The following is a 26,493-nucleotide window of genomic DNA, read 5'->3' on the forward strand; positions in this document are numbered from 1 at the left end:
GCTAAATCTCCTCTCCAATTTAACTTGGAGAATTAAACGTCTATATTCTATTTTTGACAACGCCCAATCCTCGAAGCATGTATTAAAATATATTGGTAGGTCTCCTGACTTATAGCATGCTACTTTGAATCCTTTCCAGAATCAAATTCCAGTGGTCTTGTTCATTTCGTAACTATTTACAGTTGCGAGGACAGTTTTGGACTCTCACCAAATTCCCTGTTATGCACCAATATATTATAGATTATTTTTTGGTAAACTAAATTTAAAAGTCGTTCCTATTTCTAACTTGCTTTGCACGGATATTTGTCCGCCATGCGCTTCAACAATTTGCTTAGCAATAGCCAGGCCTAAACCCGTGCCTTTTTTGTTCAATTGTGTTCGTGATCTCGATTTGTCAGCTTTGTAAAAACGTTCAAAGACAAAAGGTAAATCTTGTTCTGGTATACCTGAACCTGTATCATGAAGTTCGAAAATAAGCTTTTCATCATCCTCCACTAAGATTAGTTTAATCATCCCATCTTCAGGTGTATGTCTAATCGCATTATCGATTAAATTTGTTAATACTTGTTCTAATCGATCCTTATCAAACGGCATTTCCTCAATCGTTGCATTATTCTTCAATACGAATGAGATACCGTTATTGGTACATTTGATTTTAAACTTTCTTCTAATTCTTGCTAAAAATTCAGAGATGGCGTGGGTATTAATCGTTAAATCCATTTGTCCTGACTTAAGTTTAGCTAAATCCAATAGTTCATTAACAAGACGTCCCATTCTCAATGACTCATCTAAAATGATTTGTGCTAATTCTATTTGTTCTTCTCGCGATCCCGAAACCCCGTCAATAATAGCTTCACTGTATCCTTGCATCAAAGATAGCGGTGTTCTTAGTTCATGCGAAATGTTTGCGAGAAATGATTCTCTAAGTTGGTCAAGTTGTTTCTGTTCTGTCACATCTCGAACAATAGATACAACACCTCGAATGCTTTGTTCTTCATATAAGGGTGCTATTACCATCAGCCAATCTCGTCCTTGAATTTTCAAGTGATAGCTCTGGGAAATGCTTTTTTTAATCACATCTTGAATAAAGTTGTATAATTGATCTGGAACCTGTCTGGTTGATGCCTGATTTTCCTGGTAAAGAAAATCAGAAATAAATTGATCAGCTTGCGGGTTCGAGATAATTATTTCACCATCAAGATTTAACGTGAGGACACCATCATGCATAGAACGAAGTATGTTAGATAAGATTTCTTTTTCTTGCTTTAATGCATTCAGCTGATAACTTAGCTGCCTACCCATTCGATTAAATGCCATTGCTAATTCACCGATCTCATCAGGATTATCCATCGGTAACTTTAAACTAAAATCACCTTTCGCATAATTAAGAGCTGTCTTTCTCATTCGAGACAAAGGTTCAGAAAGACGTCTTGACAACACATAACTGAACGCACTGAAAACGATTAATAGCAATAATCCAATTATGAACAGCATCTGTTCAATTTTAGCAAGGGTTTGTGCAATAGCACCTAAAGATCGGTATGCCATTATAGTTGATTGAGGGCTAAAATGACCGACAATTAATAATTCGGCATCATGTGTTTGGATGTGATTGCTATGTATTTGATTAATTCCACTAACTTCATTTATAAAGGTAAGCCATTCACTTTCATTGGCAACTTGGCTATTGTTATTGATCATAATAATACCATATTCGTGATCTCGAATCACATCATTGTGATCGTTAGTCGAATGACTTATAAATTTATCGAGGTTCTTAACTGTTAATGCAAGCTCGTTTTCAACTTGATTAATTAAGTGCGCATTAAATCGGTGATAGATAACAAAACTCATAGAAGTATAACATATGATAAATAAAAGCATAAACAAAAACCAATATTTAACAACAATACTTCGCCAAAGCATTAGAGATCGTCCACTTCGAATTTATAGCCTACACCCCAAACGGTTACAATCATCTGTGCAGCATCCTCCGACACTTTCGTTAATTTTTCTCTTAACCGTTTAATATGGGTATCAACTGTACGTAAATCACCAAAAAATTCATATTTCCAAACTTCCTTAAGTAACTGTTCTCTATCATATACGCGGTCTTGATTGCTTGCTAGAAAATAAAGAAGTTCATATTCTTTAGGTGTTAATGTAATTTCAACATCATTTGCCGTTACACGATGGGCGTCATTATCAATCGTTAAATGATCAAAAGCTAAAACATTTTTAACCGGTTTATTATCTTGTACAGCGCTCTTTAAATGATGCGAACGTCGTAGTAATGCTTTTACCCGAAGAACAACCTCTCTCGGGCTAAAAGGTTTTACAACATAATCATCTGCTCCAGCTTCAAAACCCTCAATCCGATTTGCTTCTTCTCCTTTTGCTGTCAACATTAGAATCGGTGTGGTTTGCTGCTCTCGAATCGTTTTACATACTTCAATACCATCAATACCCGGTAACATTAAATCTAGAATAATTAACGCAAAAGATTGTTCCTGTGCATAAGTTATCCCATCATTACCGTTATCCGCCTCTATAATGTGAAAGCCATCTCGTTCTAAATACATGGATAGCAAACGTCGAATCCGGTCTTCATCCTCAATAATTAATATTGTTTGTTCGTTTTCCATCCCAGATACCCCTTTCTTTGACACCAACTTACATTCCCCACCCGCAATCAAGTCTATTTCAACATTTTTTGCATAAAAGAAATAGAGCAACACAATTTATTTATTTTTTAATGCTTCTGCTCTTAATTGTTTAACTTCATGAGGAGTAAGCTCACGATAGTCTCCTGATTGCAAACCGTTTAAATTTAAAAAACCATAACGTTCTCTTTTTAATTTTTGCACAGGTAAATTAATTGCTTCAAACATACGCCTAACTTGTCGGTTTTTACCTTCATGCAAGGTCACTTCAACAATTGACGTTTTCTTTTGTTGATCAACCGACTGTATGAAGATATTAACAGCCTTCAACCGTTCTCCATTAGATTGAACACCTTTCTTTAGTTGACTCAGTGCAGTTTTAGTTGGGATCCCCTCAAGTTTAGCTATATATACTTTGTCAATTTGGTGGCTTGGGTGCATAAGTAACTGTGCCAATTCACCATCATTTGTTAATAAAATTAAACCTGACGTGTCATAATCTAAGCGTCCTACTGGATATACACGTTCATCGATATCAGGGATAAGATCAGTAACTACTTTTCGCCCTTTATCATCTTTTACACTTGAGATAACTCCCCTCGGTTTGTATATGAGGTAATAAACAGGTTTCTCTTTTGTTATAGGCACATGATCCACTTCAATCTTGTCATCCTTTGTCACTTTAACGCCTAGCGTTGTAACCGTTGTACCATTTACTTTAACTCTTCCTTGTTCAATTAATTTTTCAGCTTTTCTCCTAGAAGTAATTCCACTATGAGCAATTACTTTTTGGAGTCTTTCTTCATTTGTAGACATCCGATCACCAATTTTCACTTTAATTATTTTAACATCTCTTATTTTGCCAGAAATTATAGTATAACACAACTTGATTTCTTTACATGGACCTTAACCAAACAGAATAGATACAATTATAATTGCTGTTATTATACCAATTAGATCAGCTAATAGTCCAACCTTTAAGGCATCTCCCATTTTTTTAATACCGACAGAACCAAAATATATCGTGATAATGTAAAATGTCGTATCGGTACTCCCTTGCATTGTTGAAGCCAGACGCCCAACAAAAGAATCTGGTCCGTACGTTTTCAATAGATCAGATGTAATGGCTAAGGCCGCCGTCCCAGAAATAGGGCGGGTAAGCGCCAGCGGAATAATTTCACTTGGGACGTGCAAAAATGTTAAAAGTGGTTGTAATAACTGCACAAATGCATCAAGTGCTCCCGAACTTCTAAATATTGAAACAGATACGAGCATACCTAACAAATAAGGAAGTAAAGAGATGGCCATAGATAGTCCCTCCTTACCTCCTTCAACAAACAAATCATAGGTTGGTAACTTTTTAAATGTCGCTACACTGAGCACAACAAGTACAAACATTGGAATAAACAGCAAGCTTATATTCGAAATCACACTCATCATCTTTTTTTGTTCACCCTTTTAAAATAGAATAAGCGATCGATAAGAATCGCAGCAGAAGTTGATAAACAAGTTGCAATTAACGTCGCTAATACAATTTCAGTCGGACTATGTGATAAATATTGCATTCTTAGTGCTATTACAGTTGTTGGAATTAAAGTTAAACTTGATGTATTTATCACTAAGAACGTGATCATTGACCGTGTTGCTTCATCATTTTCGGATAGCCCCTTCATCCCTTGCATTGCTTTAAGTCCTAATGGTGTTGCTGCATTCCCTAAGCCAAATAAGTTGGCAATAAAGTTAGATGTAATATAACCGATCACTTGATGATCTTTCGGTATGTCAGGGAATAGTCTTGCAATAAAAGGTTTAAAAGCACGACTTAATTGTTTTAGAATATTTGCTTCTTCAGCTATTTTCATGATGCCTAACCAAAACACTAATACACTAGCGAGTCCAATGATCAATTGTATCGCTTCTTGGGCACTTGAAAAAATTGCTTCATTAACATCAGCAATTGTTCCGTTAAATAAACCATATATAATACCAATACAAGCTAAACCAGCCCAAATAAGGTGTACCATCATGGTAAACCTACCATCTTCTTAAATAACATTCTGGTTTGCTCTAAAGTCGTATATCGTTGTTCAATGTGTGATGGAAATGTGGCAGAGGCTTGATCTTCAACTTGTTCAAATCCCCATTCGTATAAACGCATATGATCTTGCCAGTCATCAGGGTCATTAATCGTTACAACGATTAATTGTTTGTTTTCTTTTTCAGCAACTGAGACAAGCGTTCTTCCTGCTGCTTTTGTATAACCCGTCTTTCCCCCAATCGTTGGCGGATAATAAGAGGTTAACAGTTTATTTTTATTTCCCCATGCATACGTGCGATTCTCGGATTGAAACGATTTAGCACCTGTTATTTCAGCAAACCTGTCATTTTCCATCGCATACCGCATTAAGTTCGCCATATCCTTGGCCGTTGAATGGTGGTTGTCCGCATCAAGCCCATGCGGATTAGTAAAAGATGTGTCATTCATACCGAGCCATTTCGCTTTTTCATTCATTAAAAAAACGAAACCATCAACACTTTCTCCCACATGCTCTGCAATGGCCACCGCAGCATCATTCCCTGATCTAAGCATTAAACCATAAACAAGATCTTTTAATAAGATCCGTTCATTCTCAATTAAGTAAATTGACGATCCTTCTGTTAATACAGCATCTTTACTTACTTTTACATATTCATCTAATTGGCCATATTCAATTGCAATGAGCGCTGTCATTATTTTTGTAATACTTGCAATTAATTGTGGCTGCTCTGTATTTTTTTGATAAAGAATTTCACCGGTTGCTTGATCCAATAAAACGGCTTGTTCCGCAGAGACGAACGGCTTAGCTTGTACTTGTAACGGGATTGAAAATGCAACAACAATTAAAACTATAATCGCAGTAAACTTTTTTATCATTGTATTTTGCATAATACACCTTCTTTATCGTCGCAATTTATTGTTTTCTCTAAACAATTTATGTGAGAAAATTCAAGTTATGCGCTGATTGAAGTGATTATCAAAACTTACGCCTGTGTATTTTATTAGAGAAGCTTTCGGGGTTAATTATTTTTCTGCAAACTTGAAATTGTCGCTCTAAATTATGTATTAAAATTTTTCATCACAGATAACGAAGGGGAATTTAGGCGGGAGACAACGGACGCTAATGTCCTGATACCCTTCACTAGCCATCAGTGGGCAAGATTAAACACGCCTACTGATTGAGGATTCGTTGCTAACGTATGAAAGTTAGCACATAACATCAAAAAGAGCTTCTCTATATTGAGAAGCTCCCTACTCTTCTTGCTCTTTGTTTTTTAATTGATTAAAAAATAAATCTGCCTCTTCCGTTATTTCATCATCGATCGATTGTTCAGTTAAAGGCGGTAACTCTTCAATTGATTTTAATCCAAAATAAGTTAGAAATTCTAGTGTCGTGCCAAACATCATTGGTCTGCCTACAGTATCTCTTCTACCCATTTCTTCAATAAAACCACGTGATAATAGAGTTTGAATCGGTCGGTCACTTTTGACCCCCCTAATATCTTCGACTTCAGTCCTCGTAATCGGTTGATTATACGCTATAATCGCTAATGTTTCGAGGCTGGCTTGTGAAAGTTTAGATGTATGTGAATCTGTCATTAACTTTTTAAAATATTCAGCATGTTCAGACTTAGAAGACAGAAAATAATGGCTTTCAGATTCAAGTATTTGAATTCCTCTATAGACACTTTCATAATCATACTTTAATTCATTAATAAGATGATCAACTGTATCTTTATCTGTTTCTAGAATATTCGCTATTTGCTTGATTGTTAATCCATCTGAACCCGATACAAATAATAATCCTTCTATAATGGCTTTATAATGATTTATGTCCAATCTTTATCCTCTCCATCTATGTATTATTAAAGAATCAAAGGTGCGCTCTTGCTCACAAAATATCAATTTATCCTTCATTAATTCAAGCACAGCCATAAATGTTATCACCATATGGCTTTTGGAAGGGTAAGGAAAAAGTTGATCAAACGGTATACCTTGCTTAGCTGTTTCGATTTGAGATAATACTTCTTCCATTCGCTGTTTAATTGGAATTTCTATCTTTTCAATCGTTGTCGTCATCGGTCGATTCCATTTTTTTCGATCAAAAACATTCTGCATAGCAGATAACATGTCATAAACCGTAACTGCCCCTTTTTTAGGTTTTGAGACCAACTTTTTATCCTCTGTCCATTTTTGTGGAGGTCGTGTAAAGCTTTCTTTCTCTTCACCCTCCAACTCCTGAAGCGTCTGAGCTGCTTCCTTATATTTTCGGTATTCGATTAACCGAGCAATTAATTCGTCTCGTGGATCTTCACCCTCATAATTATCATCCGCTTCAATTTCTTGGTTCGGTAAGAGCATCGCACTCTTTATAGCTAATAGCGTCGCAGCCATAACCAAGTACTCACTGGCTATATTTAATTCCAGTTGTTGCATCGTATGAATGTACTGCATATATTGCTCTGAAATTTTAGCAACAGGAATATTGTAGATGTCTATTTCATAACGATTGATAAGATGTAACAAGAGATCGAGTGGCCCTTCGAAACCTTCTACACTAACACTATAAGATTCTAACATATGTCAAGCCCCTTCAATATCATTCCTCAACTTTCAGTCAGCTAGAAGAGGATCAAAGACCTCCACTGATTGAAGATTCGTTTTATTATAACATATTGATTTTATAACTTACCATCTTATCTCTACTTTAATTACATAATTTAGCTATAGGAAGTTAAAGACAAATAGCTTAACATAGTATATTGTCATCATCATAATAAAAAAGCACTACAATAATTACTGTAGTGCTTCAAAGCGATATTTTCCACTATTCACATTTCTTAAGAAAGTCTTCAGTCAAATCGTTAGGTTTGACTTGATAATTGTCTTGATAACTAGAACGAACGGCATCAATCATTTTGTGACCAATTCCCAAATCTCGATGTGATGGATTGACAGAAATATGTTGTACAACCACCTTTTGTGAGGGTTCATCAATATAAATACCAATAGCACCTAATACATCTTCTTCTTCTTTCCATAAATAAAGTTGCCAAGCGTCATTTTCTTCATAAGCTTTCATCGTTTGTTGTAATTTCTTAACATCTTTTTCTTCAGGCATAAAAGACAACAGACCCATTGCAATCTTTTCCATCGATTTTTTGAATCTTATTAACATATTAACCCCTTACTAGACCTTGATGAGGTCTATAACTTTATTGTGAATAGAAAATATTAATCGAATAACAGCGTAAACATGTATGGTATGATTCTGATCATGCCACTTCTACGGCTCTGTCCGCATTCTTGTCGGTTTAAACGTCTTTAACAACAACCTTTTCCATAACATCACCTTGCTGAATACGTAGTACAGTTTCCATTCCTTCAGTAACTTGCCCGAAAACAGTGTGCACGCCATCTAAATGTGGCTGGGGTTCATGAACAAGGAAAAACTGACTGCCTCCTGTGTCTTTTCCAGCATGTGCCATTGATAAAGAACCAGCGACGTGCTTGTGCGGATTCCCTTCTGTTTCACATTTTATGGTATAACCAGGTCCACCCGCTCCAGTCCCCGTAGGATCGCCGCCTTGTGCAACAAATCCAGGAATGACACGGTGAAAAGTAACCCCATCATAAAATCCTTCATTCGCAAGCTTTTCGAAGTTAGCAACAGTGTTCGGCGCAGCCTCTTCATATAACTCAATTTTAATTTCTTCACCATTTTCAAAAGTAATTATTGCTTGTTTTGCCATATTAACATCCTCCATTTATTCATATGATAGATCATTTCGAATGAGATCTTGATAAGATTCTCTTTGCATAACAAGTTGATCATGACCATTTTCTATAAAAACAACTGCCGCTTTAGGAAATCGATTATAGTGACTTGACATTGAATAGCCATAAGCACCTGTACTAAACACTGCTAGTATATCACCGGCTTCCACTTCTGGCAACAAAATATCCCATATTAGCATATCACCTGATTCACAACATTTCCCCGCAATAGAAGCTTTATACGTTTTGGCGTGATTAACTTTGTTAGCTATAGTCGCTTCGTATTTTGCATGATAGAGAGCGGGTCTAATGTTATCAGTCATCCCTCCATCGATAGAAACATAGTTGCGAACGCCAGGTATTTCTTTTTTTGAACCTATTTGATATAGTGTTATTGCTGTATTCCCTACGATCGCTCGACCGGGTTCAATCCAAATTTCCGGGAATTGCATTCCATGTTGTTTTGTTTGATTTGTTATTTCATCCACAAGCGCTGTAACGTATTGATCTAAAGCTAAAGGCTGGTCTTCTTCGGTATATTGAATACCAAATCCACCACCCAGATTTAATACTTTAGGCTGATAGTTATCATGCTCTTTCCATTGCGCTAATGCATCAAAGAGTCGACGCACAGCCATAATAAACCCATCGGTTTCAAAGATTTGCGAGCCAATATGACAGTGTAAACCTTTCATTTGAATCCTTTTATTCTGATTAACTAGCTTGAATGCTTCTTCGGCTTGCCCATTAGTTAGATCAAAACCAAATTTTGAATCTTCGTTTCCCGTCAATATATAATCGTGTGTGTGTGCTTCAATTCCAGGAGTAACACGTAATAATACGTCAATTTCTTGATCATGTATAGTTAATAAATGATCAAGTAATTTGATTTCATGAAAATTATCTACCACAATACATCCTATTTTATTTTTTATTGCCATTTCTAATTCGGCTATACTTTTATTATTGCCATGCATGTGGATTTTATCAACAGGAAAGTTGGCTTCTAACGCTGTATAAAGTTCTCCTTGAGAGACGACATCTAAGCTTAGCCCTTCTTGTTTGGCTACTTGTAACATAGCTATAGAAGAAAATGCCTTACTAGCATATGCAACCTGAGCAGTTACTCCGAGATCCTTAAAACCGTTAACAAAAGCTCGGGCATTTGCTCTGATCTTGTCAACGTCATAAACAAATAATGGTGTTCCATATTTTTCAGCTAAATAAGTTGTATCAATACCTCCAATGGTAAGATGACCCTTCTCATTTATTGTCTCGTGTCCAATCACCATTTCCCCCCCCTTTTTTTATCTAACCACTAAACATTCAAAAATGAACATCCCTTCAAGTAAGATTTAAATTCAAATCATCAAACTTAAGTAAGGGATGCTGATTTAAGATATGATTATGCTTCTATAAGAATAGAATTAATTTACCATAAGTACTTGGACTAATCAACTGGTAAGTCAAATCATCAACGTTTCTGTTTAGGGTGAGTTATACTTGGGCGTGTTTCAGTAGCAGGTACACTATATCTAATGAGTATTTGAAGTAGCGCCTTCAGATTAAACGGGATAAAAGGCCATAAATAAGGTGTATTTAATGATTTAATTTTAGCCAACGCTAATATATATAGCGTTGTTCCAGCAACGAAGCCAGGTAATCCAAAGACCGCCGTTGTAATAACAATCGCTAATCGAGCTAATTTATTTGCGACACTTAGTTCATAACTTGGTGTTGCATAGGAACCGATCGCTGCTAAGGCAACATACAATATGACTTCTGGTGAAAAAAGACCAACATCAATAGCAATTTCCCCAATTAATACGGCAGCAATTAACCCCATCGCGGTTGATAACGGAGCAGGTGTGTGTATAGCTGCCATACGTAAAAATTCAATACCTACATCTGCAAATATAATCTGTAAAAACAAAGGAATATTTCCTTCCTCATTAGGGCCAATAAACTGAAGCATTTCAGGTAATAATTGTTCTTCAATCGATAATAAATACCAGAAAGGCAGTAGGAAAATTGAAATTAATATACCAAAAAATCTTACCCACCTTACAAATGTTCCAACTGCCGGAGATTGTCTATATTCCTCAGCATGTTGCAAATGATGAAAGAACGTCGTCGGTGTAATGATCATACTTGGCGAGGTGTCAACCATAATAAGAATATGGCCTTCAAACAAATGATTTGAAGCCACATCTGGACGCTCAGTATACCTCACTAAAGGAAACGGATTAAGTCCTTGATGAACAATGAATTCTTCTAAGGATTTATCAGCCATTGATAAACCATCTGTTTTCACCATTTCTAATTCTTTTTTAATCAACTTCACTAGTTTGGGATCAGCTAAATCCTTGATATACGCCAAACAAATATCTGTTTGAGAACGTTCACCAACTTTTATAATTTCATGACGTAAACGTGGATCACGTACTCGCCTTCTCGTTAATGCTGTATTTTCAATAATATTTTCTGTATAACCATCTCTCGAACCTCTTACAACTCTCTCGGTATCCGGCTCTTCTGGACTTCGACCTGGGTAGGTCCTCACGTCAACAATCATGGCTTGATCGTAACCTTCAATGAAAACAGCAATGAGCCCAGACAATACATCAGTAATGATTTTATCTAATTGATCAGTCTCTTCAAATTGCTGATGAACAAGACGGTTTTTCACTATAGCTGGTAACTGTTCAGCTTCATGTTCATTGTCATTAATAGCAATTAAAACTTTTAATAACTCAACAATAATAAGAGAATCACAAAGACCATTAACATAGTATAAGTGCACTTTCTGTTTTAATAAAATAATTTCTCGAAAGTCCACATCAAACGACTCACCCACTCCCACATGTTCACGCATATAGTCTTCTACTTTTTTGATTTGTCCCAACTTGAAGGGTGCGTCCTTACGTTTAATCATGCTGTACACATCCTTTATCTTTGACTATACTTAGTATAGATAAAATGATTTTAACTATACTTTAAAATCAAATAAAGGTGCGTTAAGTGTTGACGCACCTTTAGATTTACAGCTAATGACTAATTTGATCTTTCATATACATTAAAATTTTCTTTTCAAGCCGAGAGACTTGAACTTGAGAAATACCTAACCGCTCAGCCACTTCAGACTGTGTTTTATCTTGATAATAACGCAAGTAAACAATCAGCTGTTCTCTTTTACCTAAGTTTTTAAGCACTTCTTCAATTAATAATTTATCAAACCATTTCTCTTCATCTTCTGCCAACTGATCAAGTAAGGTGATTGGATCTCCTTCATTTTCATATACCGTTTCATGAATAGAATGGGGTTGTTTAACTGCTTCTTCAGCATGGATGACCTCTTCAGGCGTTATTTCAAGCGAACACGCGAGTTCAGAAATCGTCGGGGACCTACCGAATGCTTTTGATAGTAATTCTTTTTCTCTCCTTATTTTATGACCGAGTTCTTTAAGAGAACGGCTAACTTTAATTGAACCATCATCTCTAATAAAGCGCTGAATTTCACCAATTATCATTGGAACAGCATAGGTTGAAAACTTGACTTGGTAAGTCAAATCAAATTTATCGATAGACTTAAGCAATCCGATACAGCCGATTTGAAAAAGATCTTCTTGATCGTAGCCTCGATTTAAAAAACGCTGAACAACCGACCAAACAAGACGAATGTTACGTTCAACTAGAATATCCTTTGCATCTTGATCACCCGTTTGGCTTTTTTTTATATAATACTTAACTTCCTCATTAGTCAAAGGTTTTTGCTTCTTTACTTGATTCATGGACATCTTCATTCGCTCCCATTACGGGAATAGGAATGTGTCAGTTGAAATGTTTTTTCAAGTGTCACCTTAGTCCCTTGACTAGGAGCAGATTCAACAGTCACTTTATCCATAAAATTTTCCATAATGGTAAATCCCATTCCGGAGCGCTCTAATTCTGGCTTTGAGGTATAAAGCGGTTGGATGGCTTTATCAACATTCTCAATACCTACTCCCAAATCTTCTATGACAATTTTTACATTTTGATCATTTATTTCGCAACTTAGATACACATCAAACGCATCTGATTGGTCATAGCCGTGTATAATGGCATTCGTAACAGCTTCAGAAACAACTGTTTTGACCTCGGTTAGTTCATCTAATGTCGGATCAAGTGGAGCAAGGAAAGAAGCAATCACAACACGGGCGAAGGCCTCGTTTTCACTTTTGCTTTTAAATGAAACTTGCATTGTGTTATTCATGAAGCCACCCCCAAATATACAAATGCTTCCTTTTCACTTTGTTCTAAGCGCATAATTTTAAACAATCCAGATAACTCAAATAGTCGCTTAACTGAAGGTGAAATTGAACAAATAACCATTTCACCATGGCGTTGCTTAACTTCTTTGTAACGCCCTAAAATCACCCCTAATCCAGAACTATCCATGAAATTTAACTCTTCTAAATTCAAGATCATGTGCTTGACTCGTTTACTTGTTATTTCTAATTGCCAAGCATCCTTTAACGTATTAGCTTCATGGTGATCAAGTTCTCCAATTAAACGCACTAATAGAACATCATCTTTTACCACAAATTCTTTTTTAAGCATAGTCGATTTCCTCCCTTATTATTTTGAAAAGAAAAGCCCTCTTTTCCTCTCAGAATATAATTTCATTTGCCTTTTTGTTTTCGCTATATGAAATGCAAATACCTCTATGTCGACAAAACTAGTAAAAACTTGTGTTTTTTTTCATCATATTACGCTTGTCCCAATTCTAAAATTTGCTTTGCTGAATCTTTCATCAATTGCCAGAAACTTGCCCGTTCAACCCCTTCCTTACTAATCAATGCAATTTCATCAACAAGTTCTTCATCCCAATACAACATAAGAGAACCGAGAATCTCTCCTGCTTTTAACGGGGCCATTACGTCCTCCTTGATCTTCACTTTAACCTCTAGTTGATCAAGGTTTCCCCCCTTCTTAGTTACGATTGAAACCGCATCATCAGTTACGAGAGCAATACTAGATTCTTTCCCTTTTAGAACATCTAAATCTTGTACAGCTTCATGTCTATCGTAAATTTTGTGATGTTCAAATTGTGAAAAACCATAATCGAGTAGTCGAGTGATATTAGCATTACGTTCTTTAGGGCTCTCTGCCCCCATTACTACTGCGATTAAACGCATATTATTTTTCTCAGCTGTTGCTGTAAGGCAATATTTTGCTTCTTGGGTAAACCCTGTTTTGAGTCCATCAACCCCTGGATAAAATTTAATTAAGCGATTGGTATTAACCAGCCAAAATTCGTCCTCTGTCCCTTTTCTTAAATAATCTTCATAGATTGATGTATAATCCGTAATAAAATCATATTTCAACAGTTCTCTTGCTATCATAGCCATATCTAAAGCTGATGAATAATGTTCTTTAGCTGGTAATCCTGTTGTGTTTTTGAAATGTGTATGCTTTAAATCTAGTTGCTCAACTTTTTCATTCATAGCTTTTACAAAGGCTGCTTCGCTGCCATGTAAGTGTTCAGCTAACGCTACACTAGCATCGTTGGCTGATCCAACAGCAATAGCCTTTAATAAATCATCAACTGACATTTCTTCATGTTCTTCTAAGAAAACTTGCGAGCCGCCCATTGACGCTGCATACTCACTAATGCGAACCATTTCTTCTAAGTCTAGTTTATCCTGATCGATCGCTTCAGCGATTAATAATAAAGTCATCATTTTTGTCATACTTGCTGGTGGAAGCGACTCGTTACTGTTATCTTGATAGAGAATTTCACCTGTATTACGTTCAATTAAAACAACACTCTTGGCATTTAAATCTAATACCTGATCACTTTCTTGAGCAGATAGATTTAATGGATAAATCAGCAACATGATAGATCCGAGTACCGTGGCTATTTTTTTCATTGTCTAAACCTCCTATTTTGTAAGTACTTTCATTTTTACCATCCTCAGCAGTTTTTATAACAAAAAAAGACATAAAGAATTTAATTCTTTATGTCTCTTGTTAAGCACGAGGATGGTGCTTACTATAAATATCTTTTAATCTTTTCTTCGATACATGGGTATAGATTTGTGTAGTTGAAATATCAGCATGGCCTAACATCTCTTGTACGGCTCGCAAATCAGCTCCATTTTCTAGTAAGTGGGTTGCAAATGAATGTCGTAACATATGGGGGGTCAGATTTTTTTCAATTTGCTTATCTTTCGCTACAGTTTTTAATATTTTCCAAAACCCCTGTCTTGATAGAGCTCGACCATGATGGTTAACAAATATTTGATCAATAGCTTTGCCCTTAATTAAATAAGGACGTCCGTCTTCAAGGTAATGTTCAATTGATTCCTTAGCCAAATCGCCAAGTGGAACGATCCTTTCTTTAGCGCCTTTTCCAAAGCAGCGGACGAACCCCATCATTAAATGAAGATCACTAACAGTTAATTGGATCAACTCAGAGACACGTAAACCCGTAGCGTATAAAGTTTCAATCATTGCTTTATTCCTTATTGAAAGTGGGTCATTTGCTTCGATCTTTAATAATTGCTCGACATCTTCTGAAGATAGCACTTTAGGTAGTGATCGCTTTTTGGAAGGTGTTTCAATATGTATACTTGGATCAGTGGCAAGTACATGATCTTGCAACAAAAATCGATGAAATAAACGAATTGAAGACAACGTTCTAGCAATGGTAGCGTCTGAAGCACCGTTATCCTTCATATCATAGAGGAAATTCGTTATTGATGTACGCTCGATGTCATCCCACTGGTCAATTAGTGCTTTAGTATTCAAAAATTTAATATATTTTTTCAAATCGCGCCGGTAGGCTTCTAAAGTATTACTAGATAAGCCACGTTCAATTTGAATATAATGGATAAAGTCTTCTAATTCTAGTTGCATAATCAATCTCCTAAATGATCGAGTGTAAAATATGTTTTAAATAAACTAACTTCTTCTGCGGCTCGCTCTGGTGTTAATTCTCTAATCCGCTGTTGATACTCATTTCTCATAACCACTACACCATATGAAAAAATGAAGATAGCAGTAATGAAAATAATAAATAGCTTGGTAACATCTATCATGATTACCTTTAGTTTACCCATCTACTAGTCTCCTTTCAACTATTTATTTTTGTCATTACCACTTTTGACAAAAAAAATTCCTCTTATACCTATACCCATAACATATTACTTAAAAAAATAGCACTAATGGGTTTTACCCACCAGCGCTACTTGTTTTGTTAGCAAATAGGAGGAGACAACAATACTCATCCCTAACACATAAGATCATTTAAAGAGAAAAGTCGTCCTTTTCTTGACAATTTTTGCATATACCATGAAAGGTAAGACGGTGATCCTTTACTTTGAATCCCCAGTCACGCTCGACGATTTTTTCTACATCCTCTAATAAATCTTCTACAATTTCTTCCACCGTTCCACATTCCATGCATACTAGATGATGATGGAAATGTGTTGCTCCCTCTTTTCTTAAATCATAACGCGACACACCATCACCAAAATTTATTTTATCAACAATTTTTAACTCAGATAATAATTCGAGCGTTCTGTAAACGGTCGCTAAACCAATTTCAGGTGCTTTTTCCTTAACTAGCAAATAAACATCTTCAGCACTAAGATGATCTTCTTCACGCTCTAACAAAACGCGCACGGTAGCTTCACGTTGCGGAGTCAGCTTATAACTTTGTGAATGTAAGTGCTTTTTTATACGTTCAATTCGATGTTCCATAACGGAAACCTCCCTCACTTTCTCAATTATAATCAGAGAGTGAAAAAGTGTCAATTAAAATTATTATAATTAAAAAATAACCTTCATTTATTTAATTAATAATTATTATAATGTAATATAGTTTGTTGCCTGCTCAATCAAATAAGTCGTGACATAAGATTCGATTAAAGCAGCAATAGCAGAGAGAAAACAAAAGCCTATAAATATAAGGCAATATTGAACAAAAGGTTGAAAAGTGAACCGAGATAATCGCCTTGCTAATAACCGCTTTAATAATTGTGAAGAAAAAATCATTGCAATTGCCCCAGCCAACAAATACACGGGAATAACAATAAGATTTTGTGGTAAAATGGCAGCAGTACTTAACAATAAACCTCTGATGCCATATTGATTAACAAAAAAACCAACAGAGAAACCTATAAAAGTACCTTTGACAAAAATCATGATCCAAATGGCGGGTAAGCCAATAATAGACAAACCTAACAAAAAGAAAATCAATAAATATTGAACATGTGTTAGCAAGGCCGTTTTAAAAAGTTCATGACTTGAAGCAAGTGCACGATCTATTTGACTTATATATTGATTGAAGTAGAAAAGCAAATCTTGCTTTTGAGAAAAATGCATGGTAATGACAATAATCGCTCCAAATATTAACCCCATTAAAAATAAAATGCAAATAAAAAAATAGCTTAAATGGTGATTTTGCAAATGCTTAAAAAATTCTCTGTTATATGTTGACCGCATGCTTTTCGCCTCCATTATAGTAAAACAAGATAAAATATTAGCTTTCTTATTTTAAATCTATAAAGAAACTTATGACGAAATAAGCAAAAATAGAACAATGTTATATTATTCTATTAATGAACCGTATTTCCCGCCACCTCCCTTTAGAATCTTAGTCTCTCCTGCACGTATCGCCATCAATTGCTTTGTAATCCGTGGACCGACAAGTTTTTGTAAGTCAGCCTCTTCTATATAATGAAGAATACACATTTCTGTTCCAAAATGGTTTAAAAGCTTTTCATAGGTCTTTTTGCCAAGACCATTTATATAATCAAGCGGCACATGATAATAGTATGGTGGACGTTCAGTTGAAGCTGTTATAGAATTAGCTATCTCTTCAATGCGTTCTGAAACCCCTTTGATTTTTTTAGCTTGACCACAGTGGCAACATCGATCATTATCAAAGTTTTGACTCAAGCAATTTCTGCAGACTGACTGATAGTATTTACCCAACTTCGGGTGCATACCATAGTTTGCAGAGATATCTCTACCATGTTTTTTTTCGAATGCTAATTTTAATTCAGTAAAATCATTACTTTTCAGTTTGAAAATTTGATATTCTCTTGCTATTTTTTTTAATGAGTGAGCATCTGAATTCGTTAGGTATGTAAATCGATGTAATTCATTTATTCGATCAGCCATAAATGAATCTGCACTCAATCCCAATTCAATCGCATCTATTAAGTGTGGATCAAACACTTCTGTCAAAGTTTTATTCACACCTTTTCCGTACAAACTCTTAAATGGTGTAAAAACATGTGCAGGGACAAATAAACCACTATGTGCTTTAACCCCCTTTTGGAATGTTTGAGCAGATAAGTAAACGCGCTGTGAACTAAGTGTTATGTTAGTTACAAAAGGCGATAGCCATTCTGTGAATTGTTTAATTTTCTCTAAAGTTGGAAAATAACAAAGCACATGAATAGGACCGTTGCAATTGCTATCGTAAATCTCCAGTTCAGTACCTAATATCAACGTTAGGTCACCGAATTGAATACCTCCGCCTTCTTTCTCAAAAGCGCGTTTATTTTTAATGTGCTGTTTAAGTTCGTCTTGGATTGAAGGCGCATGACAGTCAATTATCCCTATCATATCTAGTCCTTTTCTCTCCCTAGCTTCTTTAATAATACCGAGCAAAGTAAGGTTTTTAGATCCAGTAATTTTAATGGGTTTATTAAATTGATCACGTCCAATATGTATATGCAAATCAGCAAAATAGTGATTTAAAGTCATCGAACCACCTTACTGTAAATGACGTAGTTGTAAGTATTGGATTGCAAATGCAGTTTTCACATCATGAATGCGCCCTGATTCTTGGAATGCTATCAACTCACTTAAGTTATACTCATGTACTTCTACGAATTCATCTTCATCAAGCTCCCGCTTTTCTTCCATGATTTTCAATTTGTCAGTATAATAAATATGTAGCAACTCATCAGCAAAGCCGGGTGAAGTATAGAAAGACGTCACATATTCAAGATGTCCAGATGTATAACCGGTTTCTTCTTCTAATTCTCTTCGTGCAGTGACTGCGTGGTTCTCTTCGGGTTCAAGCTTACCAGCTGGGATTTCTAATATGCTCTTTTCTAGTGGTTTTCGATATTGTTCAACCATGACTAATTTTTTTTCTTTAGTTACGGCAATAATAGCTACTGCACCAGGGTGTCTAACTAGCTCTCGCTTGCTTTCCTTACCATTTGGCAATAAAACGTCATCAACCGTCACATTAATGATTTTACCTTTAAAAATCTCTTCTGTTTTAATCGTTTTCTCTTCAAATTTTTTCATCAACTTTTACCACCTTTTTGTTTTGATTTAACACATGCTGATTTGAGTTTATTGGATTTAACAGCTAGTCCGTGTAAATCCGGGTACTAAACCTGTTAATTAAATAATGTCTTCAATCGAAAACATTTGATCAAAATCACTGATCTATAGGCTAAAGTTAGCTTTGTGTAACTAAAGGATAATTTCCCCAACCTCAGCTGTACCCTTTACTGCTGACACATTGACAATCGGAAGAATCAAAGGATAACAGTAAACAGTGCTTGGCTTCTGCTTAAGGATTTGGTCCTTCCTGTCACCTACCTATCGACGATTCATTTCGTTTGTTTAACTCCCCTTCTGTAGATTATCATTCCTATTAAACACAGCTTCGTATCAATCAGCATATATATATATACTTTATATTATGCTACGATTTTAATAAGACCGCAAATTTAAGGATGTGATTACCATTTCATTACTGATTATTGCTCATAGAGGAGCAAGTTTTGACCAACCAGAAAATAGCTTTTCCGCTTTTAAGTTAGCCAATCAATTGGGGGCTGATGGAATCGAAACTGATGTTCATCTTACTAAAGATAACATTCCAGTACTCATTCATGATGAGACAATCGATCGAGTAACTTCTAATAATGGATATGTTCATCAATATACTTATAAAGACTTAAAAAAACTAGATATAGGTTCATGGTTTGACCCACGGTATCATGGAGAAAGAATACTAAGTTTAAATGAATTATTAGAATGGATGACTACCACTAACTTATTATTGAACTTAGAATTAAAAACCAATAAAATAGCGTACGAGGGCATAGAAAAAATTGTATCTCAACAAATTGATCAATTTAATCTAAGCGATCGTGTTATCTTTTCAAGCTTTAACAAAGCATCACTTGAAATGTTAAAAGCAATAAATAAGAATAATAAAGTTGCCTTGTTAACTTCGCACTTAAATAGACCCATAATGAAAGAATTAACAGAGCTTAAAGCAAATGGTTTACATTTAAAATATCGTCATATAAATCGCCGGATTGTTAAGACACTGCATGATAATCATCTATATATTGCGCCTTATACAGTCAATCATCCTAATCATCTAAGAAGGTGTTTTCAATTAAATTGTGATATGATCATAACAGATAGACCTGATTTGGCCGTTAAAAAAAGAGCACTATATTTACAAAGTTTGGAGGCATATAAATGAATGTGAAATTATTTGAGCCCGTCTCTTTTCGAGATGTAACTTTTAAAAATCGGATTGTGATGGCGCCTATGTGTATGTATGCGGTTGAAAAGCAAGATGGTGTAGTCACACCATTTCATATCACTCATTACGAAACAAGAGCGATCGGACAAACAGGATTGATCATCGTTGAAGCTACAGCTGTGCAACCGGAAGGGCGAATTTCACTCAATGACTTAGGTATTTGGAGTGATGAGCATATTAGCGGGCTTAGCTATTTAAATAAACGTATTCATGCACATCAAGCTAAAAGTTGCATTCAATTGGGGCATGCGGGTCGCAAAGCAAGCACAAACACGCCTGCAATGGCTCCTAGTGTTGGGGGAATAGATCAGCATGATGATCACACCGTGACCATGACAGTTGAGGATATTGAACAAACGATAAATGCTTTTCGCATAGGTGCATTACGGGCTAAGCAAGCGGGTTTTGATGTGATTGAAATTCATGCAGCACACGGCTATTTAATTAATCAATTCCTCTCTCCTCTTACTAATCAACGTAACGATAAGTACGGTGGCAATAGAGATAATCGCTATCGTTTGTTAGAGGAGGTTATTGAGGCTATACAATTGGTATGGAGTGGCCCATTATTTGTCCGTATTTCAGCAGATGAATATCATAAAGATGATAATCAAATAGATGATATGATTTATTTTAGTCAAAAGATGAAAAAGCAAGGTGTTGATTTAGTTGATGTAAGTACAGGTGGTGTGATACAGACAGATATAGATGTTTATCCAGGTTATCAAATTCCACAAGCAGAGGTAATAAAGCAACGCGTAGATATCCCAACAACTGCAGTTGGGCTCATCACTGAAGCTGAACAGGCTGAAGAAATCCTTAAGAATAAACGTGCCGATTTAGTTTGTCTTGCACGCGTATTGTTAAGGGAACCATACTGGCCACACCAAGCAGCTATTAAACTTGGTTATAATCTTAATGCCCCTATACCCTATAAAAGAGGTTGGATGACGTGAAATTAACTTTCTTAGGAACAGGTGCTGGTTTACCTTCCCGACAGCGTAATGTAAGTGCAATCGCCCTAGATTTAATGCAGGAACAAGGTGCGATTTGGTTGTTTGATTGCGGAGAAGCTACACAGCACCAGATTCTTCGTACAAGTATTAAACCGAGAAAGATCGAGAAAATATTCATTACCCATTTACATGGCGACCATATCTACGGTCTCCCTGGTTTATTAAGTAGTCGCTCGTTTCAAGACGGAAAAACACCCGTGTCCATTTATGGGCCCAAAGGGATTAAACAATTTATAAATATAAGCTTGGAAATTAGTTGTACCAAATTGAACTATCCATTACATGTGATTGAAGTTGCAGACGATTTTTATTTAGATACAGGCCAGTTTATTATTGATGCCATTGCTTTAGAACATGGCATTCATGGTTTTGGTTATCGGATTATGGAAAAAAACCAGCATGGTGCTCTCCAAGTGGACAAGCTTAAAGATTACGGTATAGAACCAGGTCCAATTTATCAGCAAATTAAGGCCAATTCGAGCACCATTCTTCCAGATGGTAGAGAAATCAAACGCGAAGATGTAGTCGGTCCTGATAAAAAAGGAAGAAAAATAGTAATCATGGGAGACACTAGAAATCCACTGCAATTTTCGAATTTTGTTACAGGAAGCGATTTGCTTGTCCATGAGGCAACCTTTCAATCAACGGATCACCAGTTAGCCTACAAATATTATCATAGTACAAATACAGAAGTAGCTAAATTAGCTAAGGCTAATGATGTGAAAAAATTGGTTCTCACCCACATTTCTTCTCGATATCAAGGTGAAGAACTCAAAACTTTTAGGAGAGATACCCAAGTTTATTTTGAAAATACGGTTATTGCGGAGGATTTCATGGAAATAGAAATAAGCCAAGGCTAGTGATTATCAGCTAGCTTTGACTTATTTTCTAAAATCATCTAAGAAATCTTTTTGAAAACTTGTTCTTGGTTGGTCTTTATCAACACTTGAGGTGAACGATTGAAATGGATTTTTCCCGTATTTTGTTGTTAACTGTTCAACAACTTCATGTAAAGCCTCGTTTCCAGCCTGTTCTTGGTAGCGGAACAAATCTAACTGTTCAGCAACTTGTGATTTTTCAATTAAACCTTGAACGGTCACACCTAATAAACGAATCGGTTCTCCATTCCAATGTAATTCAAATAAATCAGTGGCGACAGAAAATATGTCTGTCTCGCTAGATAAATAAGTAGATTTTGTTATACTTCGAGTTATCGTCTTGCGATTATAATACCGAATCATGATTTGCACCGTTTGTCCGACAACTTCTTTTCGCGCTAACCGTGTCGCCACTTTCCTTGATAATTTCCTTAGTAACATTGTTAGTGTCGAGTCATCAACAGTATCTTCTCTTAAGGTTTCTGAGTTTCCAATGCTTTTAAAATCATAGATTGCATCAGGATCGACTGGACTCGTGTCTTCACCTTTAGCACGTTGCTGTAGTCTTTCACCGTTTATTCCCAAAATACGTTTGAGCTCAAACGTATTAGCATCAACTAAATCGCCAATTTTATGGATACCTACATTTTGTAATTTATCCGCTGTCTTCTGTCCAACCCCATACATTTCTTCAATGGCTAAAGGCCATAGTTTGGTTTTTAAATCTCGTTTCCTTAAAACCGTCAGTCCCATAGGCTTTTGCATATCAGATGCCATCTTTGCTAAAAATTTATTCGGTGCAATTCCAATACTACAAGGTAAATCTAAATCATTCTTAATCCTAAACTGCAACCCTTTTGCAATATCTAATGGTGAACCTAAATGATGGCAATGACTAACATCCATATAACCCTCATCAATTGAAACAGGTTGAACATACGGCGTGATCTCTGCCATCATCTTAAACATTTCACTTGATGCTTTCCGATAACGCTCAAAATTTGGACGCATGACCAACAGTTCTGGACATAATCGTTTTGCCTGCCAAAGCGGCATCGTCGTTTTAACCCCTTTAGCACGTGCCTCATAACTGCTCGTTACAATAATCCCGCGACGTTCTTCAGGGTTTCCCGCAATAGCAAGTGGCTTTCCTTTTAATTTAGGATTGTAGGCCATTTCAACTGAGGCATAAAAACTATTCATATCAAGGTGAAAAATGACTCGCCCGTTTTTCGGATACCACTTCGACATAAAATCGCTTCCTTTACTTGAGAACATTTGTTCTTTTGGTTATTATACCACATCAAACATATTTATAAAACGAACCTGCAATCAGTGAATGGGTACTCTTCTCCAACTAATTGGTAGATTAGTGACTCAGTATATTAGTGTCGGTTAGCGCGTGTAATACGAACGGTTATCTGCGATAAAAAAGATGGATCGTTATAATTGATTGACTTGATCAATTATAGCAAGAACAAGTTCAGTAAGTTTACAAAGTTCAGCAATAGACATGCGCTCAGCAGTCGTATGTATATTTTCATATCCAACAGCTAAATTAACAGTTGGAATCCCGTAACTGGATATGACATTTGCGTCACTCCCGCCACCACTTTGTGTTAAAGTTGCTGATCTATTAATCGCCTTGACTGCTTGCTGGGCAACTTTTACGACAGAGTCCTCAGGATACTGCTTATAACCTGAATACATCACTTTTGAAAAGAGCTCTACTTCTCCACCTAGCTTTTCTGCCGCTTCTTGAAATCCGTGTTTCATTCTTTCTACTTGCTGATTTACTTTATCTTTGTCTAATGATCGGGCTTCAGCAAATACTTCGACATAATCACAGACAATATTTGTTTTCTGCCCACCTTCAAAACGACCAATATTAGCTGTTGTTTCTTGATCGATTCTCCCTAAAGGCATATTAGCAATTGCTTTTGATGCAATTGTAATAGCAGAGACCCCTTTTTCAGGAGCGACTCCTGCATGGGCTGCTTTCCCTTTTACTTTAGCTAATAACTTAATTTGAGTAGGTGCGGCAACAACAATTTCTCCAACTTTTCCATCACTATCTAAAGCATAGCCGAATTCAGCATTCAATAATGAAGGATCCAAGGCTCTTGCCCCAACTAAGCCAGATTCTTCACCTACTGTAATGACAAATTGAATAGGTCCGTGGTTTGATTGTTGTTCATTTAAACAGCGTATGGCTTCAATCATTGCAGCAATACCCGCTTTATCATCTGCACCCAATATAGTCGTTCCATCTGATGTGATCCAATCCCCTTTGATTTCTGGCTCAATTCCCTTACCTGGTACGACTGTATCCATATGTGAGGTGAAGTAAATCGGTTTAATCGATGCGTTCCCTGGTAAGGTACAGATTAAGTTCCCCGCTCCATGACCTGTTTCTAATTGAGATTGATCTTCAATAACCGTTAAACCTAATTCAATAAATAATGTTTTTAATACTGTTGCTATTTCCCTCTCTTCTTTCGTTTCTGAATCAATTTGAATAAGCTCTATAAATGTATTAATTAAACGCTCTTTATTTATCACTTTCTATGCCTTCTTCCATAATTGTAGTTTCTTTAACGTTAGCGCACTATTTTTTGATTGTCAATTAATTAAAAATAGACGAAACGCTTGTCAGCTTAACTAAATAAAGCTAAAATAGGGGTGAGATTTCCCTTGTTAAAGGAGGTATTAGCATGGCTAAAACAAAAAAACAAAAGCAAGATCAAAATCTGAAATCACGCAAACCTTCAAAGCGTGAACGTCGCAATAAGATGATTGTTTACATTATGATTATAGCGATGATCGGCTCTATTTTCACAACAGGATTAGCGGTTATTTTATAAAACAAATCTTCAATCAGTGGATTAGGACATTAGCGTCCGTTAGCTCCCGTCTAAATAGAGTTGCTCTTTTGAGACGGGCGTTTTATAAATGGCTGTCTGTGATAAACTTTAAACTAAAATGGTCTCCCGTAAACGATTAAAATCGATTTGGGAGGCCATTTTTAAGTGCGCTATTAGAACATAAGAAAATTAGTAGTGTAATTTAACACAGGATAAAATCTTTTGCTTGTACCTGGACGCTTCACTCATTTTAAATCTGTTAATGTTCGATTCTTAATCAGTAAATAATGTTCTACTTCGAATAACAATTGAAACAAATTCGCTCTTACCTCAAATTCTTTCCTTGTTTGCGGCAATTGGTCTTGTTCAAAATAGTCGCGCATTTGCTTGAGTTGCTGTAAGTGGTAATTTACAGCATTGTCTGGATAGATCGCATCAGCCATATCTTCAAATAAATCCGCTATCTTATGAGATTGTTCTACCGTAACATCTAATGGTTTAATAATTGAGAACATGCGTTCAAGCGAATCCAGTTGTACCTCTCGCATCGAGAAATAGCGCTGTTGCCGATAAGCATTTTGGCCAAATGTATTCTCTATGTCACGCTGAACTAATTCTTTAGCTCCGATGAGATGTTTCTTTGTATTTGCAATAAGATCATCTGTTAACGTCTGTTTTTCTCCCTTTAAATACGCAGAGATATCACGAAATAACAACTGATAATTTGCTTCTACTTCTCTTTTAACTTTCATTAGTTTTACATCTAAGCTAGGCATATATAAATTTAAAATTAACGCTGAACCAATTCCAATAAGCATAATTGCTACTTCATTGATAATCAGTGGCCAAGTAACGGCCCGATCACCGTAAAAATGAAATAAGATTACAAGACTCGTCACAATGCCTGGAGCTATATGTAATGCATTGGTTATTGGAATAAATAATAATAGCAATAAACCAATAGTTAATGGATGATAGCCGATAAATTCAAAAATAAGATAAGCAAATACAATAGATAATAATCCAGCTGCAATTCGATGCCATGCTGTTAAAAAAGATTGTTTTCGAGTAGGCTGAATACACAATACAGCGATAATACCAGCTGAGCCATAATGATCAAGTTGTAGCCATTCGGCAATTAAAACTGCCATAGGGGCTGCAATAGCTGTTTTTAATGTACGATAACCAATTTTCAATACTTTCATTCCTTTCTTAATTAACTGACTTGAGCAATGTATATATTTACATATTAACGGTGATGATAAAACTATACAACAATTTAATGATGGGAGGAATAAAGTTGCAACAGTTATATTATGCTGATGTGCATCGTCATTTAGCTAATAACCTTAAACAAATTCAGCAACAACACCAATTCGAACATTTAACCATTTACGAAAAAAATATTGAGAATGAAATATTACATCTTGGCTATGAAATAAAACGCAAGCAAACTACTTTTAGAATTTATTTGCGTTATCTTAAATTAGAACAACAGTCTTTACTACCATTTACACCTGTTTGGACATGCGAAAAGATTGAAGATAATCACCTAACAAAAAGGGGGTATGATAGCTTTTTAGAAGCATTATTATCAATCAATAAACAAACCTACCCGTCAGATAAAAAACAGAGTTCATAGGAAAATGAGGCTGGGACACAACAAAAATATGCTC

At 35.9% G+C, this 26,493-nt stretch carries 30 protein-coding genes and 1 riboswitch; of the genes, 5 read left to right on the top strand and 25 right to left on the bottom strand.

What is annotated here, in order from left to right; all coding sequences use genetic code 11:
* Positions 1–77 precede the first annotated feature (77 nt).
* Positions 78–246, bottom strand: a riboswitch (cobalamin riboswitch).
* The 22 genes from B494_RS0109825 to B494_RS0109930 all read right to left on the bottom strand — a co-directional run bounded on the left by B494_RS0109825 (position 235) and on the right by B494_RS0109930 (position 18,795).
* Complete coding sequence (locus B494_RS0109825; protein WP_017472227.1) at positions 235–1,926, bottom strand: HAMP domain-containing sensor histidine kinase; 1,692 nt, start codon at positions 1,924–1,926, stop codon at positions 235–237. It overlaps the preceding riboswitch by 12 nt.
* Positions 1,926–2,645, bottom strand: a complete 720-nt coding sequence (locus B494_RS0109830) for a response regulator transcription factor (protein ID WP_017472228.1) — start codon at positions 2,643–2,645, stop codon at positions 1,926–1,928. Before B494_RS0109830 ends, B494_RS0109825 begins: the two co-directional genes overlap by 1 nt.
* Positions 2,646–2,741: 96 nt before the next feature.
* On the bottom strand, positions 2,742–3,479 hold the full coding sequence (locus B494_RS0109835) for a pseudouridine synthase (protein WP_026065214.1): 738 nt from the start codon (positions 3,477–3,479) through the stop codon (positions 2,742–2,744).
* 90 nt (positions 3,480–3,569) lie between these two features.
* Positions 3,570–4,100: a spore maturation protein gene (locus tag B494_RS0109840; protein WP_026065215.1), complete on the bottom strand. Its 531-nt coding sequence runs from the start codon at positions 4,098–4,100 to the stop codon at positions 3,570–3,572.
* On the bottom strand, positions 4,100–4,687 hold the full coding sequence (locus B494_RS0109845; protein WP_026065216.1) for a nucleoside recognition domain-containing protein: 588 nt from the start codon (positions 4,685–4,687) through the stop codon (positions 4,100–4,102). Before B494_RS0109845 ends, B494_RS0109840 begins: the two co-directional genes overlap by 1 nt.
* Positions 4,687–5,589 (bottom strand): D-alanyl-D-alanine carboxypeptidase family protein, encoded by a 903-nt coding sequence (locus B494_RS19215; protein WP_017472232.1) that lies wholly within the window; start codon positions 5,587–5,589, stop codon positions 4,687–4,689. Before B494_RS19215 ends, B494_RS0109845 begins: the two co-directional genes overlap by 1 nt.
* 363 nt (positions 5,590–5,952) lie before the next feature.
* Positions 5,953–6,540: an SMC-Scp complex subunit ScpB gene (scpB, locus tag B494_RS0109855; protein WP_017472233.1), complete on the bottom strand. Its 588-nt coding sequence runs from the start codon at positions 6,538–6,540 to the stop codon at positions 5,953–5,955.
* Positions 6,541–6,543: 3 nt separating this feature from the next.
* Complete coding sequence (locus B494_RS0109860; protein ID WP_017472234.1) at positions 6,544–7,281, bottom strand: segregation/condensation protein A; 738 nt, start codon at positions 7,279–7,281, stop codon at positions 6,544–6,546.
* Positions 7,282–7,528: 247 nt separating this feature from the next.
* A complete protein-coding gene (locus tag B494_RS0109865; protein ID WP_017472235.1) occupies positions 7,529–7,879 on the bottom strand; it encodes a GNAT family N-acetyltransferase in 351 nt (116 codons plus the stop codon).
* Positions 7,880–8,015: 136 nt separating this feature from the next.
* Positions 8,016–8,453: a peptidylprolyl isomerase gene (locus B494_RS0109870; protein WP_017472236.1), complete on the bottom strand. Its 438-nt coding sequence runs from the start codon at positions 8,451–8,453 to the stop codon at positions 8,016–8,018.
* A gap of 15 nt (positions 8,454–8,468) precedes the next feature.
* Positions 8,469–9,770, bottom strand: coding sequence for a diaminopimelate decarboxylase (gene lysA, locus B494_RS0109875; RefSeq protein WP_017472237.1), 1,302 nt, complete (start codon positions 9,768–9,770; stop codon positions 8,469–8,471).
* A gap of 182 nt (positions 9,771–9,952) precedes the next feature.
* Complete coding sequence (locus B494_RS0109880; RefSeq protein ID WP_017472238.1) at positions 9,953–11,413, bottom strand: spore germination protein; 1,461 nt, start codon at positions 11,411–11,413, stop codon at positions 9,953–9,955.
* Positions 11,414–11,525: 112 nt separating this feature from the next.
* A complete protein-coding gene (gene sigF / locus B494_RS0109885) occupies positions 11,526–12,275 on the bottom strand; it encodes an RNA polymerase sporulation sigma factor SigF (protein WP_017472239.1) in 750 nt (249 codons plus the stop codon).
* A 2-nt stretch (positions 12,276–12,277) separates the two neighbouring features.
* Positions 12,278–12,730 carry an anti-sigma F factor gene (gene spoIIAB / locus B494_RS0109890; RefSeq protein WP_017472240.1) on the bottom strand — a complete coding sequence of 151 codons (453 nt, stop codon included), beginning with the start codon at positions 12,728–12,730 and terminating at the stop codon, positions 12,278–12,280.
* Positions 12,727–13,077, bottom strand: coding sequence for an anti-sigma F factor antagonist (gene spoIIAA, locus B494_RS0109895; protein ID WP_017472241.1), 351 nt, complete (start codon positions 13,075–13,077; stop codon positions 12,727–12,729). The genes spoIIAB and spoIIAA overlap by 4 nt, the downstream gene beginning before the upstream one ends.
* 149 nt (positions 13,078–13,226) lie before the next feature.
* The gene (locus B494_RS0109900; RefSeq protein WP_017472242.1) at positions 13,227–14,390 is read right to left on the bottom strand and encodes a D-alanyl-D-alanine carboxypeptidase family protein; all 1,164 of its coding nucleotides are present in this window, start codon (positions 14,388–14,390) and stop codon (positions 13,227–13,229) included.
* A 100-nt stretch (positions 14,391–14,490) separates the two neighbouring features.
* The gene (xerD, locus tag B494_RS0109905; protein ID WP_033193611.1) at positions 14,491–15,381 is read right to left on the bottom strand and encodes a site-specific tyrosine recombinase XerD; all 891 of its coding nucleotides are present in this window, start codon (positions 15,379–15,381) and stop codon (positions 14,491–14,493) included.
* Positions 15,381–15,581, bottom strand: a complete 201-nt coding sequence (locus B494_RS0109910; protein ID WP_017472244.1) for a hypothetical protein — start codon at positions 15,579–15,581, stop codon at positions 15,381–15,383. The genes xerD and B494_RS0109910 overlap by 1 nt, the downstream gene beginning before the upstream one ends.
* Before the next feature lie 187 nt (positions 15,582–15,768).
* Positions 15,769–16,224, bottom strand: coding sequence for a ferric iron uptake transcriptional regulator (gene fur / locus B494_RS0109915; protein ID WP_017472245.1), 456 nt, complete (start codon positions 16,222–16,224; stop codon positions 15,769–15,771).
* Positions 16,225–16,329: 105 nt separating this feature from the next.
* The gene (spoIIM, locus tag B494_RS0109920) at positions 16,330–16,968 is read right to left on the bottom strand and encodes a stage II sporulation protein M (protein WP_017472246.1); all 639 of its coding nucleotides are present in this window, start codon (positions 16,966–16,968) and stop codon (positions 16,330–16,332) included.
* Between the two features lie 105 nt (positions 16,969–17,073).
* Positions 17,074–18,240, bottom strand: coding sequence for an endonuclease Q family protein (locus B494_RS0109925; protein ID WP_017472247.1), 1,167 nt, complete (start codon positions 18,238–18,240; stop codon positions 17,074–17,076).
* 9 nt (positions 18,241–18,249) lie between these two features.
* Complete coding sequence (locus B494_RS0109930; RefSeq protein WP_017472248.1) at positions 18,250–18,795, bottom strand: NUDIX hydrolase; 546 nt, start codon at positions 18,793–18,795, stop codon at positions 18,250–18,252.
* 439 nt (positions 18,796–19,234) lie between these two features.
* On the opposite strand from B494_RS0109930, the gene B494_RS0109935 reads away from it, so the two are divergent.
* Genes B494_RS0109935 through rnz form a run of 3 tightly spaced genes read left to right on the top strand, consistent with a single transcriptional unit; the run spans position 19,235 to position 21,935 of the window.
* Complete coding sequence (locus tag B494_RS0109935; protein ID WP_017472249.1) at positions 19,235–19,996, top strand: glycerophosphodiester phosphodiesterase family protein; 762 nt, start codon at positions 19,235–19,237, stop codon at positions 19,994–19,996.
* Positions 19,993–21,015 (top strand): NADPH dehydrogenase NamA, encoded by a 1,023-nt coding sequence (gene namA / locus B494_RS0109940; protein WP_017472250.1) that lies wholly within the window; start codon positions 19,993–19,995, stop codon positions 21,013–21,015. The genes B494_RS0109935 and namA overlap by 4 nt, the downstream gene beginning before the upstream one ends.
* Positions 21,012–21,935 (top strand): ribonuclease Z, encoded by a 924-nt coding sequence (gene rnz, locus B494_RS0109945; protein WP_017472251.1) that lies wholly within the window; start codon positions 21,012–21,014, stop codon positions 21,933–21,935. The genes namA and rnz overlap by 4 nt, the downstream gene beginning before the upstream one ends.
* Before the next feature lie 21 nt (positions 21,936–21,956).
* On the opposite strand, the gene B494_RS0109950 is transcribed toward rnz, so the two are convergent.
* Both B494_RS0109950 and B494_RS0109955 read right to left on the bottom strand, forming a co-directional pair.
* A complete protein-coding gene (locus tag B494_RS0109950; protein ID WP_017472252.1) occupies positions 21,957–23,204 on the bottom strand; it encodes a DNA polymerase IV in 1,248 nt (415 codons plus the stop codon).
* A 192-nt stretch (positions 23,205–23,396) separates the two neighbouring features.
* Positions 23,397–24,515, bottom strand: coding sequence for a M20/M25/M40 family metallo-hydrolase (locus B494_RS0109955; protein ID WP_017472253.1), 1,119 nt, complete (start codon positions 24,513–24,515; stop codon positions 23,397–23,399).
* 152 nt (positions 24,516–24,667) lie between these two features.
* Between B494_RS0109955 and B494_RS20540 the strand changes: the two genes are divergently transcribed.
* On the top strand, positions 24,668–24,817 hold the full coding sequence (locus tag B494_RS20540) for a DUF4044 domain-containing protein (protein WP_017472254.1): 150 nt from the start codon (positions 24,668–24,670) through the stop codon (positions 24,815–24,817).
* Positions 24,818–25,062: 245 nt separating this feature from the next.
* On the opposite strand, the gene B494_RS0109965 is transcribed toward B494_RS20540, so the two are convergent.
* Complete coding sequence (locus tag B494_RS0109965; protein WP_017472255.1) at positions 25,063–26,013, bottom strand: aromatic acid exporter family protein; 951 nt, start codon at positions 26,011–26,013, stop codon at positions 25,063–25,065.
* Positions 26,014–26,117: 104 nt separating this feature from the next.
* Here B494_RS0109965 and B494_RS0109970 point away from each other — a divergent pair, with 104 nt between their 5' ends.
* The gene (locus B494_RS0109970) at positions 26,118–26,459 is read left to right on the top strand and encodes a DUF5634 family protein (protein ID WP_017472256.1); all 342 of its coding nucleotides are present in this window, start codon (positions 26,118–26,120) and stop codon (positions 26,457–26,459) included.
* The last annotated feature ends 34 nt before the right edge of the window (positions 26,460–26,493 follow it).

This window comes from Amphibacillus jilinensis Y1 (assembly GCF_000306965.1).
In the GTDB taxonomy this organism is placed as follows: Bacteria; Bacillota; Bacilli; order Bacillales; family Amphibacillaceae; genus Amphibacillus_C; species Amphibacillus_C jilinensis.

Bases quoted from the DNA above. Each gene is read 5' to 3' on its own strand.
- B494_RS0109825 (WP_017472227.1), bottom strand. From the start codon at position 1,926: ATGCTTTGGCGAAGTATTGTTGTTAAATATTGGTTTTTGTTTATGCTT.
- B494_RS0109830 (WP_017472228.1), bottom strand. From the start codon at position 2,645: ATGGAAAACGAACAAACAATATTAATTATTGAGGATGAAGACCGGATT.
- B494_RS0109835 (WP_026065214.1), bottom strand. From the start codon at position 3,479: ATGTCTACAAATGAAGAAAGACTCCAAAAAGTAATTGCTCATAGTGGA.
- B494_RS0109840 (WP_026065215.1), bottom strand. From the start codon at position 4,100: ATGAGTGTGATTTCGAATATAAGCTTGCTGTTTATTCCAATGTTTGTA.
- B494_RS0109845 (WP_026065216.1), bottom strand. From the start codon at position 4,687: ATGGTACACCTTATTTGGGCTGGTTTAGCTTGTATTGGTATTATATAT.
- B494_RS19215 (WP_017472232.1), bottom strand. From the start codon at position 5,589: ATGCAAAATACAATGATAAAAAAGTTTACTGCGATTATAGTTTTAATT.
- B494_RS0109860 (WP_017472234.1), bottom strand. From the start codon at position 7,281: ATGTTAGAATCTTATAGTGTTAGTGTAGAAGGTTTCGAAGGGCCACTC.
- B494_RS0109865 (WP_017472235.1), bottom strand. From the start codon at position 7,879: ATGTTAATAAGATTCAAAAAATCGATGGAAAAGATTGCAATGGGTCTG.
- B494_RS0109870 (WP_017472236.1), bottom strand. From the start codon at position 8,453: ATGGCAAAACAAGCAATAATTACTTTTGAAAATGGTGAAGAAATTAAA.
- lysA (WP_017472237.1), bottom strand. From the start codon at position 9,770: ATGGTGATTGGACACGAGACAATAAATGAGAAGGGTCATCTTACCATT.
- B494_RS0109880 (WP_017472238.1), bottom strand. From the start codon at position 11,413: ATGATTAAACGTAAGGACGCACCCTTCAAGTTGGGACAAATCAAAAAA.
- sigF (WP_017472239.1), bottom strand. From the start codon at position 12,275: ATGTCCATGAATCAAGTAAAGAAGCAAAAACCTTTGACTAATGAGGAA.
- spoIIAB (WP_017472240.1), bottom strand. From the start codon at position 12,730: ATGAATAACACAATGCAAGTTTCATTTAAAAGCAAAAGTGAAAACGAG.
- spoIIAA (WP_017472241.1), bottom strand. From the start codon at position 13,077: ATGCTTAAAAAAGAATTTGTGGTAAAAGATGATGTTCTATTAGTGCGT.
- B494_RS0109900 (WP_017472242.1), bottom strand. From the start codon at position 14,390: ATGAAAAAAATAGCCACGGTACTCGGATCTATCATGTTGCTGATTTAT.
- B494_RS0109910 (WP_017472244.1), bottom strand. From the start codon at position 15,581: ATGGGTAAACTAAAGGTAATCATGATAGATGTTACCAAGCTATTTATT.
- fur (WP_017472245.1), bottom strand. From the start codon at position 16,224: ATGGAACATCGAATTGAACGTATAAAAAAGCACTTACATTCACAAAGT.
- spoIIM (WP_017472246.1), bottom strand. From the start codon at position 16,968: ATGCGGTCAACATATAACAGAGAATTTTTTAAGCATTTGCAAAATCAC.
- B494_RS0109925 (WP_017472247.1), bottom strand. From the start codon at position 18,240: ATGACTTTAAATCACTATTTTGCTGATTTGCATATACATATTGGACGT.
- B494_RS0109930 (WP_017472248.1), bottom strand. From the start codon at position 18,795: ATGAAAAAATTTGAAGAGAAAACGATTAAAACAGAAGAGATTTTTAAA.
- namA (WP_017472250.1), top strand. From the start codon at position 19,993: ATGAATGTGAAATTATTTGAGCCCGTCTCTTTTCGAGATGTAACTTTT.
- B494_RS0109950 (WP_017472252.1), bottom strand. From the start codon at position 23,204: ATGTCGAAGTGGTATCCGAAAAACGGGCGAGTCATTTTTCACCTTGAT.
- B494_RS20540 (WP_017472254.1), top strand. From the start codon at position 24,668: ATGGCTAAAACAAAAAAACAAAAGCAAGATCAAAATCTGAAATCACGC.